Source organism: Paenarthrobacter sp. NPDC089988, assembly GCF_044748465.1.
Lineage (GTDB): Bacteria > Actinomycetota > Actinomycetes > Actinomycetales > Micrococcaceae > Arthrobacter.
In genome coordinates this window covers 91,310-107,915 of record NZ_JBIVGD010000011.1, presented here as the reverse complement: position 1 = coordinate 107,915, position 16,606 = coordinate 91,310, and the positions used below count along the sequence as shown (strand labels likewise).

At 65.1% G+C, this 16,606-nt stretch carries 12 protein-coding genes; 7 read left to right on the top strand and 5 right to left on the bottom strand.

Annotated elements, in window-relative coordinates; translation table 11 throughout:
• Nucleotides 1-14: 14 nt before the first annotated feature.
• Nucleotides 15-1,715 (bottom strand): thiamine pyrophosphate-binding protein, encoded by a 1,701-nt coding sequence (locus ACIPV6_RS14290; RefSeq protein ID WP_400271506.1) that lies wholly within the window; start codon nucleotides 1,713-1,715, stop codon nucleotides 15-17.
• A complete protein-coding gene (gene speB / locus ACIPV6_RS14285; protein WP_400271505.1) occupies nucleotides 1,712-2,767 on the bottom strand; it encodes an agmatinase in 1,056 nt (351 codons plus the stop codon). Before speB ends, ACIPV6_RS14290 begins: the two co-directional genes overlap by 4 nt.
• A gap of 220 nt (nucleotides 2,768-2,987) precedes the next feature.
• Here speB and ACIPV6_RS14280 point away from each other — a divergent pair, with 220 nt between their 5' ends.
• Nucleotides 2,988-4,961 carry an APC family permease gene (locus tag ACIPV6_RS14280; RefSeq protein WP_400271504.1) on the top strand — a complete coding sequence of 658 codons (1,974 nt, stop codon included), beginning with the start codon at nucleotides 2,988-2,990 and terminating at the stop codon, nucleotides 4,959-4,961.
• 72 nt (nucleotides 4,962-5,033) lie between these two features.
• On the opposite strand, the gene ACIPV6_RS14275 is transcribed toward ACIPV6_RS14280, so the two are convergent.
• A complete protein-coding gene (locus ACIPV6_RS14275) occupies nucleotides 5,034-5,609 on the bottom strand; it encodes a helix-turn-helix domain-containing protein (protein WP_018777077.1) in 576 nt (191 codons plus the stop codon).
• A gap of 269 nt (nucleotides 5,610-5,878) precedes the next feature.
• Here ACIPV6_RS14275 and ACIPV6_RS14270 point away from each other — a divergent pair, with 269 nt between their 5' ends.
• A complete protein-coding gene (locus tag ACIPV6_RS14270) occupies nucleotides 5,879-7,417 on the top strand; it encodes a sodium:solute symporter (RefSeq protein ID WP_400271503.1) in 1,539 nt (512 codons plus the stop codon).
• A gap of 172 nt (nucleotides 7,418-7,589) precedes the next feature.
• Here ACIPV6_RS14270 and ACIPV6_RS14265 read toward each other — a convergent pair whose 3' ends face one another.
• Nucleotides 7,590-7,781, bottom strand: a complete 192-nt coding sequence (locus ACIPV6_RS14265) for a hypothetical protein (RefSeq protein WP_400271502.1) — start codon at nucleotides 7,779-7,781, stop codon at nucleotides 7,590-7,592.
• Nucleotides 7,782-8,049: 268 nt separating this feature from the next.
• Here ACIPV6_RS14265 and ACIPV6_RS14260 point away from each other — a divergent pair, with 268 nt between their 5' ends.
• From ACIPV6_RS14260 to ACIPV6_RS14250, 3 genes are all read left to right on the top strand, one after another.
• Nucleotides 8,050-9,204, top strand: a complete 1,155-nt coding sequence (locus tag ACIPV6_RS14260; protein WP_400271501.1) for a VIT1/CCC1 transporter family protein — start codon at nucleotides 8,050-8,052, stop codon at nucleotides 9,202-9,204.
• A gap of 148 nt (nucleotides 9,205-9,352) precedes the next feature.
• The gene (locus tag ACIPV6_RS14255) at nucleotides 9,353-10,195 is read left to right on the top strand and encodes a matrixin family metalloprotease (RefSeq protein WP_400271571.1); all 843 of its coding nucleotides are present in this window, start codon (nucleotides 9,353-9,355) and stop codon (nucleotides 10,193-10,195) included.
• 118 nt (nucleotides 10,196-10,313) lie between these two features.
• Complete coding sequence (locus tag ACIPV6_RS14250) at nucleotides 10,314-11,237, top strand: matrixin family metalloprotease (protein ID WP_400271500.1); 924 nt, start codon at nucleotides 10,314-10,316, stop codon at nucleotides 11,235-11,237.
• Here the strand turns inward: ACIPV6_RS14250 and ACIPV6_RS14245 are convergent.
• Nucleotides 11,234-12,394 (bottom strand): LOG family protein, encoded by a 1,161-nt coding sequence (locus tag ACIPV6_RS14245; RefSeq protein WP_400271499.1) that lies wholly within the window; start codon nucleotides 12,392-12,394, stop codon nucleotides 11,234-11,236. The genes ACIPV6_RS14250 and ACIPV6_RS14245 overlap by 4 nt on opposite strands.
• A gap of 72 nt (nucleotides 12,395-12,466) precedes the next feature.
• On the opposite strand from ACIPV6_RS14245, the gene ACIPV6_RS14240 reads away from it, so the two are divergent.
• Nucleotides 12,467-13,243: a gamma-glutamyl-gamma-aminobutyrate hydrolase family protein gene (locus ACIPV6_RS14240; RefSeq protein WP_400271498.1), complete on the top strand. Its 777-nt coding sequence runs from the start codon at nucleotides 12,467-12,469 to the stop codon at nucleotides 13,241-13,243.
• Nucleotides 13,244-13,399: 156 nt separating this feature from the next.
• On the top strand, nucleotides 13,400-16,255 hold the full coding sequence (locus ACIPV6_RS14235; protein ID WP_400271497.1) for a chitobiase/beta-hexosaminidase C-terminal domain-containing protein: 2,856 nt from the start codon (nucleotides 13,400-13,402) through the stop codon (nucleotides 16,253-16,255).
• The last annotated feature ends 351 nt before the right edge of the window (nucleotides 16,256-16,606 follow it).

The window sequence follows — 16,606 nt, the reverse complement described above, 5'->3', positions numbered from 1 at the left end:
GTTTTTCAGTCCTGCTAGTCCAGGTGCGTGGGGCCGAACATCTTCAGCAGCGTTTCAACCACGACGACGTTCGGTCCGTCCGCGGAGAACGACGCCTTGAGCGCGTCCCCCACCTGGTCCGGGGATACCCGAACGGCCGGAACGCCAAAGGACTCGGCCAGCTTGACGAAGTCCGGACGGGCAAGTTCGGTGGCCGTGGCCTTGCCGAAGGCACCCACCATGTATTCGCGCAGGATGCCGTAGCCGCCGTCGTCCACAATCAACCAGGTGACCGGGATGTTGTGCTGCTTGGCGGTGGCGAGCTCGGAGATGGAGTACATTGAGGAACCGTCACCGGACACAGCGAGCACCCTGCCCGGTTTGCCCGTCGTTTCCAAGCCCACGGCACCGCCGATCGCGGCCGGGAAGCCATAGCCCAGGCCGCCTGCGCCCTGTGCGGAATGGAACTGGCCTTCGCGCGAATCCCAGCAGGACCAGCCCCAGTACGCGGAAATGGTCATGTCCCAGAAGGTCTGCATGTCCGCCGGGACAGCTTCGCGGATATCGGCCATGAACTTCAGTTCCTTGGCCAGGTCCTGAGATTCCAGCCGTGCCTTGACCTTGGCCAAGGAGTCCTTGACCACGTCCTCCGGGCTGGTGCCGTGCCAGTCGCGTCGTGTTGCGTCCGCGGCTCCGGCGTCCATCAGGGCCTCATCCAGTGCCTTGAGGGCCTGCCCCGCGTCTGCACGGATGCCCAGGCCGGGACGGTTGGATTCCAGGACACGGGGTTCGGCGTCGATCTGGATGATCCGGCCGCGAGGTTCGAACGTGAAGTAGTTCGACGTCACTTCGCCCAGGGACGAGCCGATGACGATCAGTACATCGGCATCCTCGAGGACGTCAGTCATGTACCGGTCCTCGATCCAGGACTGCAGGGACAGCTCGTGGTTCCACGGGAACGCGCCATTGCCGCCAGGGGTGCAGATCACCGGTGCCCGCAACTGCTCGGCAATGGAGAGCAGCGACTTCTCGGCCCGGCCACGGCGCGTACCGCCGCCTGCGATGATCGCCGGTCGTTCCGCCGTCGTAAGCCACTTCACGGCCTCGCGGACCAGTTCCACGCGCGGCGGGTTGTCGAAGGCCTCAGCGAGGGCATCTTCCACGGGCGGAACCACGATCGGATCCAGCAGCACGTTCTGCGGGATTTCGATCCACACAGGGCCTTGCGGCGAGGAAATCGCTTCCGTCCAGGCGTCCTGGATGGCAGAGGGGATACCCGAGGCGTGCTGGATCAGGCGCTGGCTCTTGGTGACATTCGCCGCCGAGGCCTTCTGGTCATCGAGCTGGTGGAGCATGCCCTTGCGGCGGGCGCCCAGGCCCTCCAGGGGGATCTGGCTGGCCACAACCACCATCGGAACGCCGGTGGCGTAGGCTTCCTGCAAACCGGCCAGGGACGTCAACGCCCCGGGACCAGTGCTCAGGAAAAGAACACCGACCTCGCCGGTAGCGCGCGAGTACCCGTCAGCGGCGAAGGCTGAGTTGTTCTCCACGCGTGAAGAAACGAAGTGCAGGTTGCCGCGACCCATCGCATCGAACAAGCCCAACGCGTGCTGGCCCGGAATACCGAAAACCGTCTTCGCGCCGAGCGCCTCGAGGGTCTCGACGACGAGGTCCCCGCCATTGCGCTGGCCGGTCTCCTTGGTGGGAGCCGCCGTCCCCGGATCAAAGTCGATCATCGCCGGGTAGCTTTCGCGAGTTCTTCGATGCGTGCACCCAGGGCCTGCTGCGCGTAGCCGTTCGGAGCGCCGTGCCGGTCGCCCTCCACGGCGTTGTCAGCCATGAGGGTCACCAGTTCGTAGGCAACGTGGCTGCCGGCCACACCGGTGATTTCTGCGTGGTCGTAGGCCGGAGCAACTTCCACAACATCTGCCCCCACGAGGTTCATGCCGCGGAAGCCGCGGATGATCTCCAGGAGTTCCCGGCTGGTGATGCCGCCGGCTTCCGGCGTGCCCGTGCCCGGCGCGTGGGCCGGGTCCAGCACGTCGATGTCCACGGAGATGTACAGCGGGCGGGTGCCGATCCGGTCCCGGATCTTGGCCACCGTCTCGGCGACGCCCTGGTAGTAGACGTCTGCCGAAGTGACGATGCCGAAGCCAAAGCGGTGGTCGTCGTCGAGGTCCTTCTTGCCGTACAGCGGACCGCGGGTTCCAACGTGGCTGATGGCCTCGGTGTCCAGGATGCCTTCTTCCACGGCGCGGCGGAACGGGGTGCCGTGGGTGTACTCCGCGCCGAAGTAGGTGTCCCAGGTGTCCAGGTGGGCGTCGAAGTGCAGCATGGCGATGGGCTCGCCGGCCCGTTCGGCCGCCGCCCTCAGGAGCGGCAGGGCAATGGTGTGGTCTCCACCGAGAGTGACCAGCTTGCTGCCCGTGGCGGTGAGGTCCAGAGCGTTTTGCTGGATGGTTTCGATGGCCTCGTTGATGTTGAACGGGTTTACGGCCATGTCGCCGGCGTCGGCAACCTGTATGTTCTCGAACGGGCTGACGTCCCATGCGGGGTTGTACGGGCGCAGCAAGCGGCTGGCCTCACGCACGTGGTTGGCGCCGAAGCGCGCGCCGGGACGGTAGGAAACACCGGAGTCGAAAGGCACGCCGACAACGGTGACGTCGGCCTTGGACACCTGGTCCAGGCGGGGCAGGCGGGCGTAGGTGGCTGCCCCGGCGTAGCGCGGGATGCGGGAGGAATCGATGGGGCCGAGGTTTCCGTTGGCCTCGATGCGGAGCTCTTCCAAAGTTGCGCAACTCCTTAAGTAGATGGCTGCTGTGACACCCATCATACACTCAAAGTTGTCTAATAAGCATCACCTGTTTACAAGACGGCTTCCGCGGATCCGAATGTTTGAGACGCCGCTCACATGAGGCGTAAAGATTCCATAAAAACCGGTCCTAACAGGCAATTCCCAGCAATACGCTCCAATCCGGGAGCAGCACCGTGCTGCGCGAAAGGACATCGTGACGACGCTGACCAGGCCACCGGCCGACCCTGCCGACCGGCGCAAGGAAGCCTCCAACCTCAAGGCATGGCTGCTGGAAGGCATGCCGGACACGTCGGGCAAACGGCAAGGACCCCACGGGAAGCCGTCCGAGTCGCACAAGCCCCAAGCCTGGTGGAAGGTCATGTGCCTCACGGGCCTCGACTACTTCTCCACCCTCGGTTACCAACCCGCCATCGCGGCCCTTGCCGCAGGCCTGCTCTCGCCACTGGCTACCCTGCTTCTGGTCTTCGCCACCCTGGCCGGGGCGCTGCCCGTCTACCGTCGCGTGGCCAAGGAGAGCCCCCGCGGCGAAGGCTCCATCGCCATGCTGGAACGCCTCCTCCCCCGCTGGGGAGGCAAGCTCTTTGTCCTTGCGCTCCTCGGCTTTGCGGCAACGGACTTCATGATCACCATTACGTTGTCCGCTGCCGACGCCACGGCCCACCTCATCGAGAACCCGTTCGCCCCGGAATTCCTTGAAGGCCAGCACGTGGTGATCACCCTGGCGCTGATCGCCGGGCTGGGCATCGTCTTCCTCAGGGGATTCCGGGAAGCCATCAACGTTGCCGTGGTACTCGTCGCAGCCTTCCTGGCTCTGAACCTCGTGGTGGTCTTCGTGGCCATCAGCCACCTCTTCACCGAATCCCACGTGATCACCGACTGGTGGGGTGCGCTGACCACCTCCCACGGCGATCCGTTGATGATGATCGGGCTTGCCCTCCTCGTGTTCCCCCGACTGGCCTTGGGGCTCTCCGGGTTCGAAACCGGCGTGGCCGTGATGCCGCAGATCAAGGGGCGCGCCACGGACACCGATGCCAACCCCGCGGGCCGGATCAAAGGTGCGCACCGCCTGCTGACAACGGCCGCGATCATCATGAGCTCCTTCCTGATCACTTCAAGCTTCACCACGGTCATGCTGATCCCTGCCGCCGAGTTCGAATCCGGCGGCAAGGCAGAGGGGCGCGCACTGGCGTACCTCGCCCACAAGTTCCTTGGCGATGGCTTCGGCACCGTATACGACATCAGCACCATTGCCATCCTGTGGTTTGCCGGCGCCTCCGCCATGGCCGGCCTGCTGAATCTGGTCCCCCGCTACCTTCCGCGCTACGGCATGGCTCCCGCGTGGGCCCGGGCACTCCGTCCGCTGGTTCTCGTGTTCACCGTCATCGCCTTCGCCGTGACCATCATTTTCCAGGCAGACGTCAACGCCCAGGGCGGCGCCTATGCCACGGGTGTACTGGTGCTCATTACGTCGGCATCCATCGCCGTGACGCTGTCCGCACGGCGCAAGAAGCAGCGGGCCCAGTTCACCGGCTTCGGCATCGTCTCGCTCGTCTTCATTTACACCACGGTGGTCAATTCAATCGAGCGTCCGGACGGCCTCAAGATTGCTGCCTTATTCATCCTGGGCATCATGGTGGTCAGCTTCATTTCCCGGATCCGGCGCGCCTTCGAGTTGCGGGCCACCCACATCAAAATGGACGAGAAAGCCCTCGAATTCACCGCGAACAACACCGATGGTCCAGTCCGAATCATTGCGCACGAGCCCAAGCACCTCAGCGCGGACCGGTACCAGGAGAAGCTGGAACACGCCCAGCAGGCCAACCACCTGCCCAAGGACTGCGGCACGCTGTTTATCGAGATCATCGTGGACGACAGCTCGGACTTCGAACAGGAACTCCAGGTAGTGGGCAAGGAACGCCACGGCTTCAAGATCCTGGAAGTCCACAGCAACAACGTCCCCAATACCCTGGCAGCGGTACTGCTCCACATCCGCGACGTCACGGGCTTTATGCCGCACATCTACTTCCGCTGGACCGAGGGCAACCCGATCTCCAACCTCAGCAAGTTCCTCTTCTTCGGCGAAGGCGAGATCGCACCGGTCACCCGGGAAGTGCTGAGGGAAGCCGAACCGGACATCACCCGCCGCCCCTGGGTCCACGTGGGCTAACCACACCCCGAGATGACAGTTAATGCCAATGTTTCCCCAAAACATTGGCATTAACTGTCATCTCGCGCAGTCTTAGCGGCTCGCCGCGGGCACCAGGACCCAGAGCACCTCCACCGTCTCATCCGTGGGGTTGATCCAGGTGTGGGGCTCGCGGCCCGGGAAGGAAAGGGTATCCCCTTCCTCGAGGTCATATTCCTCGTTGGTCAGGATCAGCTTGATCCTGCCTTTGACGACGTGCAGCACGTCAACATCGCAGTCCACGGCATAGAGTTCGTTTTCGCCACGCCCCCGCGGCTCGATGGTCGCCTGCAGGATCTGGAGCCTGCGCTCGGAACGCGCCGTGAGCAGCCGCTCCACAATGCCCTGGCCGCCCAGGGAAATCCGTGGACCATCGTCGCGCCGGGTCAGGTGTGTTTCGGGGGCGGCGAAGAGGTCGCCAACAGACACGGACAGCACCTGGCACAGCGTCACCAGTGAGGCCACTGACGGTGAAGTAAGGTCCCGCTCCACCCTGCTGAGGAAGCCTTTGGTCAGACCCGTGGCGTCTGCAACCTGCTCGATGGTAAGCCGCTGCGCCTGCCGGGCTGCACGGATTCTGGAACCGATGGCAACAGGAACATTGCTGGGTTCAACGGGTAGAGCCTTCATTCACAAACCTTTCAGGCCCGTCCGGGAGGCCCTGTCATTGGAGCCAATAGTAGCCGGACAGCCACGGCAAAGAGTCAGAATCCGCGGAACCATGACCAAACCACCTTGACTGTTACTCCCATCACAACATATCCTCATAGGCAACAAGTGTTGTCTGTGAGGCACACAACACAAGTCCAACCTCCGTTCGTCAGCACAGAGACTTCGACGCCCTGCAGGAGTATCGTCGAATACCCCAACCTCCGTGCATCAGCTCCAAGGAGCCACTCATGGACTCTTCGTTCATCAACATCGCCATCGTGGTGGTGTATTTGCTTGCCATGCTGGCGTTCGGTTGGTGGGGCAAGTCCCGCACCAAGAACAACAGCGACTTCCTGGTGGCCGGCCGCCGCCTGGGACCGTTCCTCTACACCGGCACCATGGCCGCGGTTGTCCTGGGTGGCGCATCCACCGTTGGCGGCGTTGGCCTGGGCTACAAGTTCGGTATCTCCGGCATGTGGCTGGTGGTGGCCATCGGCGCAGGCGTCCTCTTGTTGAGCCTGCTGTTCGCCGGCACCATCCAGCGCCTGAAGATCTACACCGTCTCGCAGATGCTCAGCCTCCGCTATGGAAGCAAGGCCACCCAGACCTCCGGCATCGTCATGCTTGCCTACACACTTATGCTCTGCGCAACCTCCACCGGCGCCTACGCCACTATCTTCGTGGTCCTTTTCGACTGGGAACGCTGGCTGGCCATCGCTGTGGGCGGCGCCATCGTGCTGGTCTACTCCACCATCGGTGGCATGTGGTCCATCACCCTTGCGGACCAGGTGCAGTTCATCATCAAGACCGTTGGCATCTTCCTGCTGATGCTGCCGTTCGTCATGAACGCCGCAGGAGGCCTGGACGGCATCCGCCAGCGCGTTGACGAGAGCTTCTTCCAGATCGACGGCATCGGCCTGCAGACCATCATCACGTACTTCGTGGTGTACACGCTGGGCCTCCTGATCGGCCAGGACATCTGGCAGCGCGTCTTCACGGCAAAGACCCCCAAGGTTGCACGCTGGGGCGGCGCAACCGCCGGCGTCTACTGCATCCTCTACGGTGTGGCCGGCGCCCTGATCGGCCTCGCCGCACGCGTTGCCCTGCCTGACATCGACGTGGCAAACCTCGGCAAGGACGTTGTCTACGCCGAGGTGGCAACCCACATCCTGCCCATCGGCATCGGTGGCCTGGTCATGGCAGCAGCCGTCGCCGCAATGATGTCCACCGCGTCCGGTGCACTCATTGCCGCAGCCACGGTGGCCCGCGCGGACGTTGTCCCCTTCGTCGCCAGCTGGTTCGGCAAGACCATCAACACCGACGACACGGAAAACCCCGAGCATGACGTCAAGGCGAACCGGTACTGGGTCCTGGGCCTCGGTGTCCTGGCAGTCCTGATCTCCATGGCGGCCCAGGACGTGGTTGTGGCTCTCACCATCGCCTACGACATCCTCGTAGGCGGCCTCCTCGTCGCCATCCTTGGCGGCCTGGTCTGGAAGCGCGGTACGGGAATTGCGGCGGCCTGGTCCATGGCCGTCGGCTCGGTCCTGACCCTGGTCCTGCTGATCCTCTTCGCAACGGGTGTGATCGAGAGCGCCGACGGCGTCTACGCGAACGATCCCATCTACTGGGGCCTCGGAGCTTCCTTCGTGACCTTCGTGGTGATCTCACTGCTCACTCCGCCCACCGATGCCGCGGTCCGCGCAGCATGGGACAAGCGGGTTGCAGGAGCCATCTCGGATGAACTCCCGCTGGACGCCCACCCGGTCAGCAGCAACAAGGCCTGAAGTCCGGCCACACAGTGGCCACCTCGGCAAAGTACGACGGCGGCGCCACCCTTCGCGGGGTGGCGTCGCCGTTTGCGTAGTCCCCGGCTTCCACGCAGACGCTGACGGTGACCGTTGCCGCCGTCGGACGTGCCGCCGGGCGCGAGCGGCACTTCAGCCTGGTGCCGGCTGCCTAGGATTCGTCGCCGTCGCCGCGGAATTCTTCCTCGGCCTCATCGAGCGGAACAATCCGCTCGTCGTCGTCGGCCACCTCGCCTTCCTCTGCCCAGGCCTCATCCACTTCCTGGTCCTCGTTGTAGTCGTAGGCCGGATCCGATTCGATGGTTGCCCGTTCCGGGTGGTGGGGATGTGATTCGGCGCTCATGCTGCAACCTCCGTCCGACGGACCGCACCAGGCGGTCCACTGACCGATGTGCGGGGAATCCCCCGCCCCTGTCTATCCATCTGAGCACCGCCTCAAGAAGGGGTCAAGGGAGGGCTGCCGACGGCCGCAGCGCCGCTGCGGCAGCGAACGGAATTAAGGCATGCCGAACATTCCCGTTAAGGAATACCAGCCAAAATTCCCCGGAAATAAGCGGTACAGTGGGCGGTGCAAAGGGGCCGTAACCGTCCCATCAAGCCCAGGAGAAACAGTGCAACAGCACCAGGAATCCCACGGTCCGTCGAGCCCCGCTCCGGACTCCCGGCCCGAAGAAGAACCCTCGCGAACACCCACGCAGTCGGACATCCGGCGCTGGCGGCAGTATCTGGCCGACGAACGGGCCGAGGCCGCCGTCTACCGCGAACTCGCCCAACGCCGCGACGGCGAGGAGCGCCAGATCCTCCTGGCCCTGGCAGAAGCCGAAGGCCGGCACGAGGCCCACTGGCTCAAGCTGCTCGGGGAACACGCCGGAATGCCCAAGGCGGCGTCGGCACGCAGCCGGCTCCTTGGTTTCCTTGCGCGGCACTTCGGCTCCGTCTTCGTCCTCGCCCTGGCGCAACGTGCCGAGGGGCGTTCCCCCTACGGCACCGACCCGTACGCCACCCCCGCAATGGTGGCCGACGAGCAAATCCACGAGGAAGTTGTCCGCGGCCTCGCAACCCGTGGCCGCAACAGGTTGTCCGGCACGTTCCGCGCAGCGGTCTTCGGCGCCAACGACGGGCTGGTCAGCAACCTTTCCCTGGTGATGGGCATGGCCGCGACGGGCGTTTCCAGTGCCGTGGTGCTGATGAGTGGCGTTGCCGGCCTGCTGGCGGGTGCACTGTCCATGGGTGCCGGCGAGTACGTCTCCGTCCGCTCGCAGCGGGAACTGCTCAACGCCACCCTGCCTACCCAGGCCACGTTGGCCGCCGCACCATCCTTGGACGTGGAGCACAACGAACTCGTCCTGGTGTACCTGGCGCGCGGCATGACGCGGGAGGCCGCTGAACACCGCGCCGCTGAGCGGCTGGGGCTCTTCAGCTGCGACTGCGATCCGAGCCTGTCCTTGCAACCTGAAAAGGAAGAAGTCGAGGACGAGCACCAAACGGTTGGTTCTGCATGGGGCGCGGCCCTTTCCAGCTTCTGCTTCTTCGCTTCCGGCGCCATCGTGCCCATCCTGCCGTTCGTGTTCGGCATGGTGGGCTGGAACGCGCTGATCCTGTCCGGCGTCTTGGTGGGCATCGCGCTGCTGGCGACGGGCGCCGTCGTCGGGCTGCTCTCCGGAACGTCCCCGCTGAGCCGCGGCCTCCGCCAGCTGGCCATCGGCCTCGGCGCCGCAGCTGCCACCTACGGTTTGGGCCTTCTCTTCGGAGCGGTGATCGTCTAGGCCTTGCCGGCATGAATAGACGGGAACACCCCGGTCCCGTAATGTTGGTTCGTCCTCTGCGCTGCCTGCGTGAACGGGGCGTGAGGAATGGAGAACCGTGGACACCGAGCATGGGGAGTCGCATGCGCACGAACCCCGCCGTGCGGGCATGGCGCTGCGTTTGTTCCTCGGCCTGGTCATGGCGGTGGTTGCCGCTGTAGTGGCAGTCCTGGTCAGCGGTTTCCTGCACGGCGATCCACGCATCACCGCCCTGATCCCGGGTTCCACCCTGCCCAACTCCCAACAAGGCGGACAAGGCACGCACACCCCGGCGCGCGCCCTCAACGCTCCCCCGCCCGGGCTGGAAGAGGCCGATGCTCCGCTCGCCTCACCTTCCGCGCCGGCCTTCACGAGCGATTCATACAAGTTCCTGGCGACGAACGACGACGGCACGCCGGTTGGTTATTCGCCGTGCCGGCCGCTGCACTACGTGGTCAATGATGCCTCGGCGCCGGCGGGCACGAATGGGCTGCTCCAGACGGCCCTGGCCAACGTCTCTGCCGCGACGGGCATCCAGTTCGTCAGTGACGGCACCACGGACGAACTGCCTACTGCGAAGCGGGAACCCTACCAGCCGGCGAAGTACGGCGAGCGCTGGGCACCGCTGCTGATTTCCTGGACCACGCCGGAGGCCGCGCCGGCGCTGGAGGACAAGGTCATTGGCACTGGCGGGAGCACCATGTATTCGCTGAACAAGGGACCCAAGAGTTACATCACGGGAAGCCTGGAACTCGACACGCCCCAGATCGCCGAACTCCTCGCCGAGGAAGGCGGCTCGGATTACGTCCTGGCCGTCATGCAGCACGAGCTGAGCCATGTGATGGGGTTGGACCACGTGGATGACCCGGTGCAGCTGATGTATCCGGAGATCGGTGCACCGGATGGTTTGGCTGACGGTGACCTGACCGGCCTGCACCTCCTGGCGTCTGCTCCCTGCCGCAAGGACATCTAGGCCCGTTCCTGGCTGGAGCCGGACCATGGACTTCCGGGCGGGCGCGGTCCTATGCTGTCCCCAACGGCCGACGGCGGCGCCCCAACCGCGGTTTCTGGCCGTCGCGTCAGGGGGTTCGATGGAACCTGATGGGTCGCCACAAGGGCCGGACCCCTATCCCCCGCCGCGTCAGCTCCCTCCTGTACAGGGACCGCTCCAGCAACCCACTCCACAGATCAAGCACCGAACCGTAGCCGCGGTTTTCTTCTTCTTTGGCGTGCTGGGATTGGTCTGCGCAGGAGCCTATTTCGGCGGCGACCTGCAGCCGCTGTGGGGTTCAGCCGCCCCGCAAACCCAGTCCCCACGCCCGGGGGTGCTCCCGTTCGGACAGCGGGAGGACCCTGTGCCAGGGCGGGAGGAAGCCGACGCTCCACTGGGCACGCCCGCGCCCCTGCAGCGGAGCAGTACGGCCTACAAATTCCTGGCCGTCAAGACGGACGGCACACCCGTGGCCTACTCCCCCTGCCGCCCCATCCACTACGTGGTGAACTCGACGCTGGCTCCTGCGTCCTGGCAACCCCTGGTGGAGGAGGCCGTACGGCAGGCCAGCCTTGCGACGGGCCTCCACTTCATCTACGACGGCCCTACCTCGGAGCTTCCCACCACCAACCGGGCCGGCTACCAGCCTGAAATGTACGGCGACCGCTGGGCGCCCGTCCTTATCGCCTGGACCACGCCGGAGCAGGTCCCGCGGCTCACGGGCCAGACGGTCGGACTGGGTGGCAGTTCGTCGATCGGACTGAGCAACGGCTACAAGGCCTACGTCACCGGCACAGTGTCCCTTGATGCGCCGCAGTTCGCCGGAATCATGGGGTCCTCCCAGGGCCGGGAAATCGGCGTGGCAGTGATCATGCACGAGTTGGGGCATGTCCTGGGCCTGGACCACGTGGATGATCCCCGCCAGCTCATGTACGACCAAGCCTCGTGGGTGCGCCAATACGCCGCAGGCGACCTGACGGGCCTGGCCAAGCTCGGCTCCGGCCCGTGCAGCAAGGACTTCTAGGGCTCCTGCTCAGGACGCCCGGTCCGTCCGGCCACAATGTCCACCGCTTCCTCCACGGTGTCCACCAGGAAGATCCGCTCAGCCATGGGCCTTCCCGCGGCCAGGCTTTGCAGCATGGGCCACGCGGGGAAGCTCCGTTCCCAGTGCTCGCGTCCCACCAGCACCATGGGCGTGACTGTTTCCGGGGCACCGTAGTAGTTCTCGCACGCGTCCTGGAAGATCTCCTGCACGGTCCCGGCCGAGCCGGGGAGGAACACGATTCCGCCGTTGCACAGTTCCAAGAGGATGGCCTCCCTGATGGCGTTCGCGAAGTACTTGGCGATGTGCGTCGCAAACAGGTTGGGTGGCTCATGACCGTAAAACCACGTGGGAATGCCCAGCGTGGCGGTGCCTTCCGGATAATGTTCGACGACGGCGGCGGCCTCGCGCGCCCAAGCCGTCACCGACGGCCTGAACCCCGGAACGCCGGCGAGCGCCTGCAGCGCCGCGCGGAAGTCGTCGTCGTGCGTTCCGCTCAGGTACGCACCCAGGTTGGCCGCTTCCATGGCACCGGGACCGCCGCCCGTGGCGACCGTGAGACCAGCCTGGGCCAGGAGGCGTCCCAGTCGGGCGGCGTCGGCAAACTCCCGGGTGCCGCGTTGGGCTGCGTGGCCGCCCATGACTCCCACCAGTTTGGAACCCGGGAAGGCCCCGTTCTGGAGTGCCTCGCCCAAGGCGTCGCCGATCGCGTGGTCATGGAGAGCTGCGGCGAGGGTCGCATCGAGGCTTGAGCGTTGGCCCGGAAGGATGCTCCACTCGTAGACCTTGGCGTCCAGCGTGGCCTCGTACTCCGTGGCGGAAATGTCCTCGTAGAGCTCCTGTGCGGTGTAGAGGCTGCCGCGGTAGGGGTTGAACGGCACTCCGCGCAGCTTGGGGAAGATCAGGGCGCCGCGGCCCCGGAGGGTGTCTTCCACGCCGTCGTCGAAAGTGCATCCCAGGAAGATGGCACCCTGCGGGCTGAGGGAGAGCAGCTCCCGTGAGCGTCCGCGGAGGTCCAGGGACTGCGCGTGCCAGCCGTGCATGGAAGCAGCTCCGGCCCCAACCAAACGGTCGAAGTGAACCACGCTTTCGACGTCGAGCGTCCGGGGGCTGGGGTTCAAGGCACCGGAGGGATTCATGGTTTCAGCGTAGTGCGCCGGAACGTTACACCGCCGTTTGGGGCCCGGGACACCGCCCGTGCATCATGAAGCATGACCAACGCTTCCGGCGCTCCCACGCGCATCGGTGTCCCCGTCCGCCTCAGCAGCTCCGACGCCCCGGACGCCCGGGTGGGCGAGGCCAATGAACTGTTCGTGTTCATTGTGGAGTTGCTCCGCGAGGCCGGTGCCGAGCCGGTGCTGCTGACTCCGGAATCTGTGTTGGAATCTGAACTGGGCGCGCTGGACGGGGTGCTCCTGCCGGGCGGCGGCGACCTCGACCCCAGGCTGTACGGCCAGGAGTCGGTGGAAGCCGTGTACGACGTCAACCCCGAACAGGACACGCTGGACCTGGCCGTTGCGCGCGCAACGCTCGACGCCGGGCTGCCGCTCCTTGGCATTTGCCGCGGACACCAGCTCCTCAACGTGCTCTACGGGGGAACGCTCATCCAGGACATGCTTCCGTCCACCGTTGTGCACAGCGGTCTGGATCCGGATGATGCCGCCGCGAGCGAGTGGGCGTGGCATGACGTGGTGCTGGCCCCCGGCTCCCGGACCGCCGCCCTCTACGGCTCCACGGACGGCACCACTGTCAAGATCGCCTCCGGCCACCACCAGGCCGTGGCTACCGTTGGTGGGGGCCTGACAGTCACAGCCATTGCCGACGACGGCACCATCGAAGCGCTGGAAGACCCCACGCGGTGGGTGACGTCCGTGCAGTGGCACCCCGAAGCGGCCCAGCTTCCGTCCGCCGAGCGCCTGTTGCCGTTCGCCGCTTTCGTGGAAGTGTGCCGAAAAGCTTTCCAGCTTCGGTCCCGAGGAGTACAGTAACGCTCACTGCATCAGTTTCCTTAAACGGACAACGGTGAAGTGCGTCATTTCATTCGATAAGTTTGCCGGCTGGGGGGCCCAACGTCTGCTCAAAGGAGCATGGTTGTGGTCCGTCCAAGAATCTTCAGTCGACCAAGTAATCCGAATACCCCGTCCGTGGCCCGCAGGGTCCTCGGCCTTCTTTTAAGTCCTGCTCTGGCCCTCGGGGGCCTGACGCTTGCCGCTGCCCCTCCTGCAGCCGCCGCAGTCCCACCCTGCGCCGGAACCGGCGGGGCCATGCAGGTTGTTGCCCACACGGACGACGACTTGTTGTTCCTCAGCCCGGACTTCATGCGTGATATCCAGGCCAAACGCTGTGTCCAGACGGTCTACACCACTGCTGGAGAAGCCGGGGAGGGTGCCTCGTACTGGCGGGGCCTCGAGGCAGGCATCCGTGCCAGCTACTCCAAGATGGCCGGAGTCGCCGACTCGTGGACCACCTCCGACGCCGGTGTTCCCAACAGGCCGCTGACCATGCAGACGCTCAACGGGGCACCCAACATCTCCGTGGTGTTCATGCGGCTCCCCGACGGCTTCCCGGACGGAGACGGAAGCGCGGCCTACAACGATCAAAGCATCCTCAAGCTCTGGGATGGGCGGCTGTCGTCCATCCGGCCGGTGGACAACGCGGCAACCTTCACCAAGACACAGTTCCAGAACGCCCTGAACCGGCTGGTGGCCAATTTCCAGCCCACAACGTTCCGCACCCAGGACTGGACCGGAAACTTCAACAACCCCTATGACCACAGCGACCACTGGACCACGGCAAAGTTTGCCCAGCTCGCCACCCGCAGCTACACGGGCCCCCACACGTCCATCGCCTATGACGCCTATGTGATTGACGAGTACCCCCAAAACGTGACAGGTGCCGAGCTCACGGCCAAAGAGGACACGTTCGTGCGGTTCGCTGATTTTGACATGTATATCTGCAGCAGTCCGGGCGAAGGATGCCCGGACTCCCCCTACGACGGATGGCTCAAACGCCAATATGTGACGGCGATCGAATGGGTAGGCAACGCGGCCAAGTCCACCGGTGCCACGGTCACGGCATCGTCGCAGAAAGCTGCAGCCCAAAGCCCCGAGAAGGCCCGTGACGGGTACTTCTGGGGAGCCCCCATGGACGCCTCCCGGGAGTGGGTCACCGCCGGTGAGAAGGCCGGCAGCTGGATCCAATACAACTTCAACCCCACCCGGACCATCAATTCCGTGACGCTCTCGGACAGGCCGTTGCTCACCGACCAAGTAACGGGCGGCAACCTGCAGTTCTCTGACGGAAGCACCGTCGCCGTACCGGCCCTGCCCAACAACGGCTCGGGGCTGACCATCAAGTTCCCCGCAAAGACCGTGAGTTCGGTGCGTTTCAACATCACCTCGGTCAGCGCGAACACTACCAATGCCGGACTGGCCGAGTTTGAGGCCTACCTGGCCGCGGACACCGTGGCACCCGTGGTCACGGCTACACCGCCCGGCGGAACCTACGCGACCGGCCAGGCCATTTCCCTGGCAGCCAACGAGACTGCGACCATCTACTACACCGTGAATGGCAGCACGCCAACGACGGCCAGCCCCAAGTACACCGCGCCGATCACCCTCAACGGAGCCCTGACCCTGAAGTACTTCGCCGTGGATACCGCGAACAACTCCTCCGCAGTGGCCACGCAGACGTACTCAACGGGCCCTGACGTCACAAAGCCCGTGGTGACGGCCAACCCTGCCAGTGGAGCCTACGCGGCCGGAACCAAGATCGCGCTGACCGCCAACGAACCGGCCGAGATCCGGTACACCACGGACGGGACGGATCCCCTGACCGCGGGGGTTGTGTACAGCGCTCCGATCACCTTCAACGGGCCGGGACCCATGACGCTGAAGTACTTCGCCAAGGACACGGCAGGGAATACGTCCGACGTCGCGACCCAGACGTACACAGTGCCCCCGGACACCACGGCACCGGTGGTCACCGCCAACCCCACGGGGCGCGCATTGGCCAGCGGAGCAACCATCAGCCTCAGCGCCAATGAGCCAGCCACGATCTACTACACCACCAATGGCAGCACCCCCACCGCTACCGAATCGGCGACCAACCTCAAGTACACGGCTCCGATCGTCATGGGCAACTCCACGCTGACGCTCAAGTACATCGGTGTGGACACGGCAGGAAATACCTCAGCCGTTGGAACCCAGACGTACACCGTTCCCGCAGCAGGACCGCCGTCGGCCCATGACTTCAACGGCGACGGCCGCGCGGACGTCCTGGCGGCGGACTCCGCGGGCAACCTGTACCTGTACCCGGGCAACGGTTCCGGCGGGCTCCTCACCCGGCAGCTGGCCCTGCCCGCTCCCGCATGGTCCTCGATCACGGACACCATCACGCCCGGCGACTTCAACAGGGACGGCAAGAACGATCTCCTGGCCCGAGCCGGCGACATCCTGTACTTCTACCCCGGTGACGGCGCAGGCAGCTTCGGCGCCAGGACCCAGGTGAGCACGGGCTGGACCACCATGACCCAGCTCTTCTCCCCCGGCGACTTCAGCGGCGACGGAATCCCGGACTTCATGGGCCGGCGCAGCAACGGCGAGCTCCGGCTGTACGAGGGCAACGGAAACGGCGGCCAGCGCACCCCGTACACAGTCGGTACCGGCTGGGGCATCATGAACGCCATCTTCAGCACCGGCGATTTCAACGGAGATGGCAAAGCCGATGTACTGGCGCGACGCACGGATACGGGAGCATTATGGCTGTATCCGGGCAATGGCTCCGGAGGTTGGCTGCAGTGGAACCAGATCGCAACGGGCTGGAACACCCGCACTGCGCTCGCCGGCCCCCGGGACCTTGATGGCGACGGCAAGAACGACGTCCTGGGCCGCATTGGAGACAATTTGTGGCTCTATCCCGGATCGGGAGGCGGAACTCTGGGAAATGTGCCGCCGATCAGCCTGGGCGCGGGTTGGCAGGGGATGAAGGTCATCGCCTGAGCAACCCCCATTGAACCTGGCGCGGGTCGGAGTTTTCCCCCAGACTCTTCCGGCCCGCGTCAGCCACGTCCGACCCTCTCTCACCAAACCGCCCCTTCCTGCCGACCCTCTCTCACCAAACCGCCCCTTCCGGGCGACGCTCTCTCACCAAACCGCCCCTTCCGGGCGACGCTCTCTCACCAAACCGCCCTTTCCGGGCGACGCTCGCTCACTTGCGTCAAGAAAGCCAACCGCGGGAAGGCCCGACGGCGGCACTCACCCGAGTGCCGCCGTCGACCCTTCCGGTGCGCGTGGTGAAAGAGGAATCGGGAAATTAGGGGCATTCGGTGAGAGAGGATCGGGGAATTAGGG

Bases quoted from the DNA above. Each gene is read 5' to 3' on its own strand.
- ACIPV6_RS14290 (WP_400271506.1), bottom strand. From the start codon at position 1,715: ATGATCGACTTTGATCCGGGGACGGCGGCTCCCACCAAGGAGACCGGC.
- ACIPV6_RS14275 (WP_018777077.1), bottom strand. From the start codon at position 5,609: ATGAAGGCTCTACCCGTTGAACCCAGCAATGTTCCTGTTGCCATCGGT.
- ACIPV6_RS14270 (WP_400271503.1), top strand. From the start codon at position 5,879: ATGGACTCTTCGTTCATCAACATCGCCATCGTGGTGGTGTATTTGCTT.
- ACIPV6_RS14265 (WP_400271502.1), bottom strand. From the start codon at position 7,781: ATGAGCGCCGAATCACATCCCCACCACCCGGAACGGGCAACCATCGAA.
- ACIPV6_RS14255 (WP_400271571.1), top strand. From the start codon at position 9,353: ATGGCGCTGCGTTTGTTCCTCGGCCTGGTCATGGCGGTGGTTGCCGCT.
- ACIPV6_RS14250 (WP_400271500.1), top strand. From the start codon at position 10,314: ATGGAACCTGATGGGTCGCCACAAGGGCCGGACCCCTATCCCCCGCCG.
- ACIPV6_RS14245 (WP_400271499.1), bottom strand. From the start codon at position 12,394: ATGAATCCCTCCGGTGCCTTGAACCCCAGCCCCCGGACGCTCGACGTC.
- ACIPV6_RS14240 (WP_400271498.1), top strand. From the start codon at position 12,467: ATGACCAACGCTTCCGGCGCTCCCACGCGCATCGGTGTCCCCGTCCGC.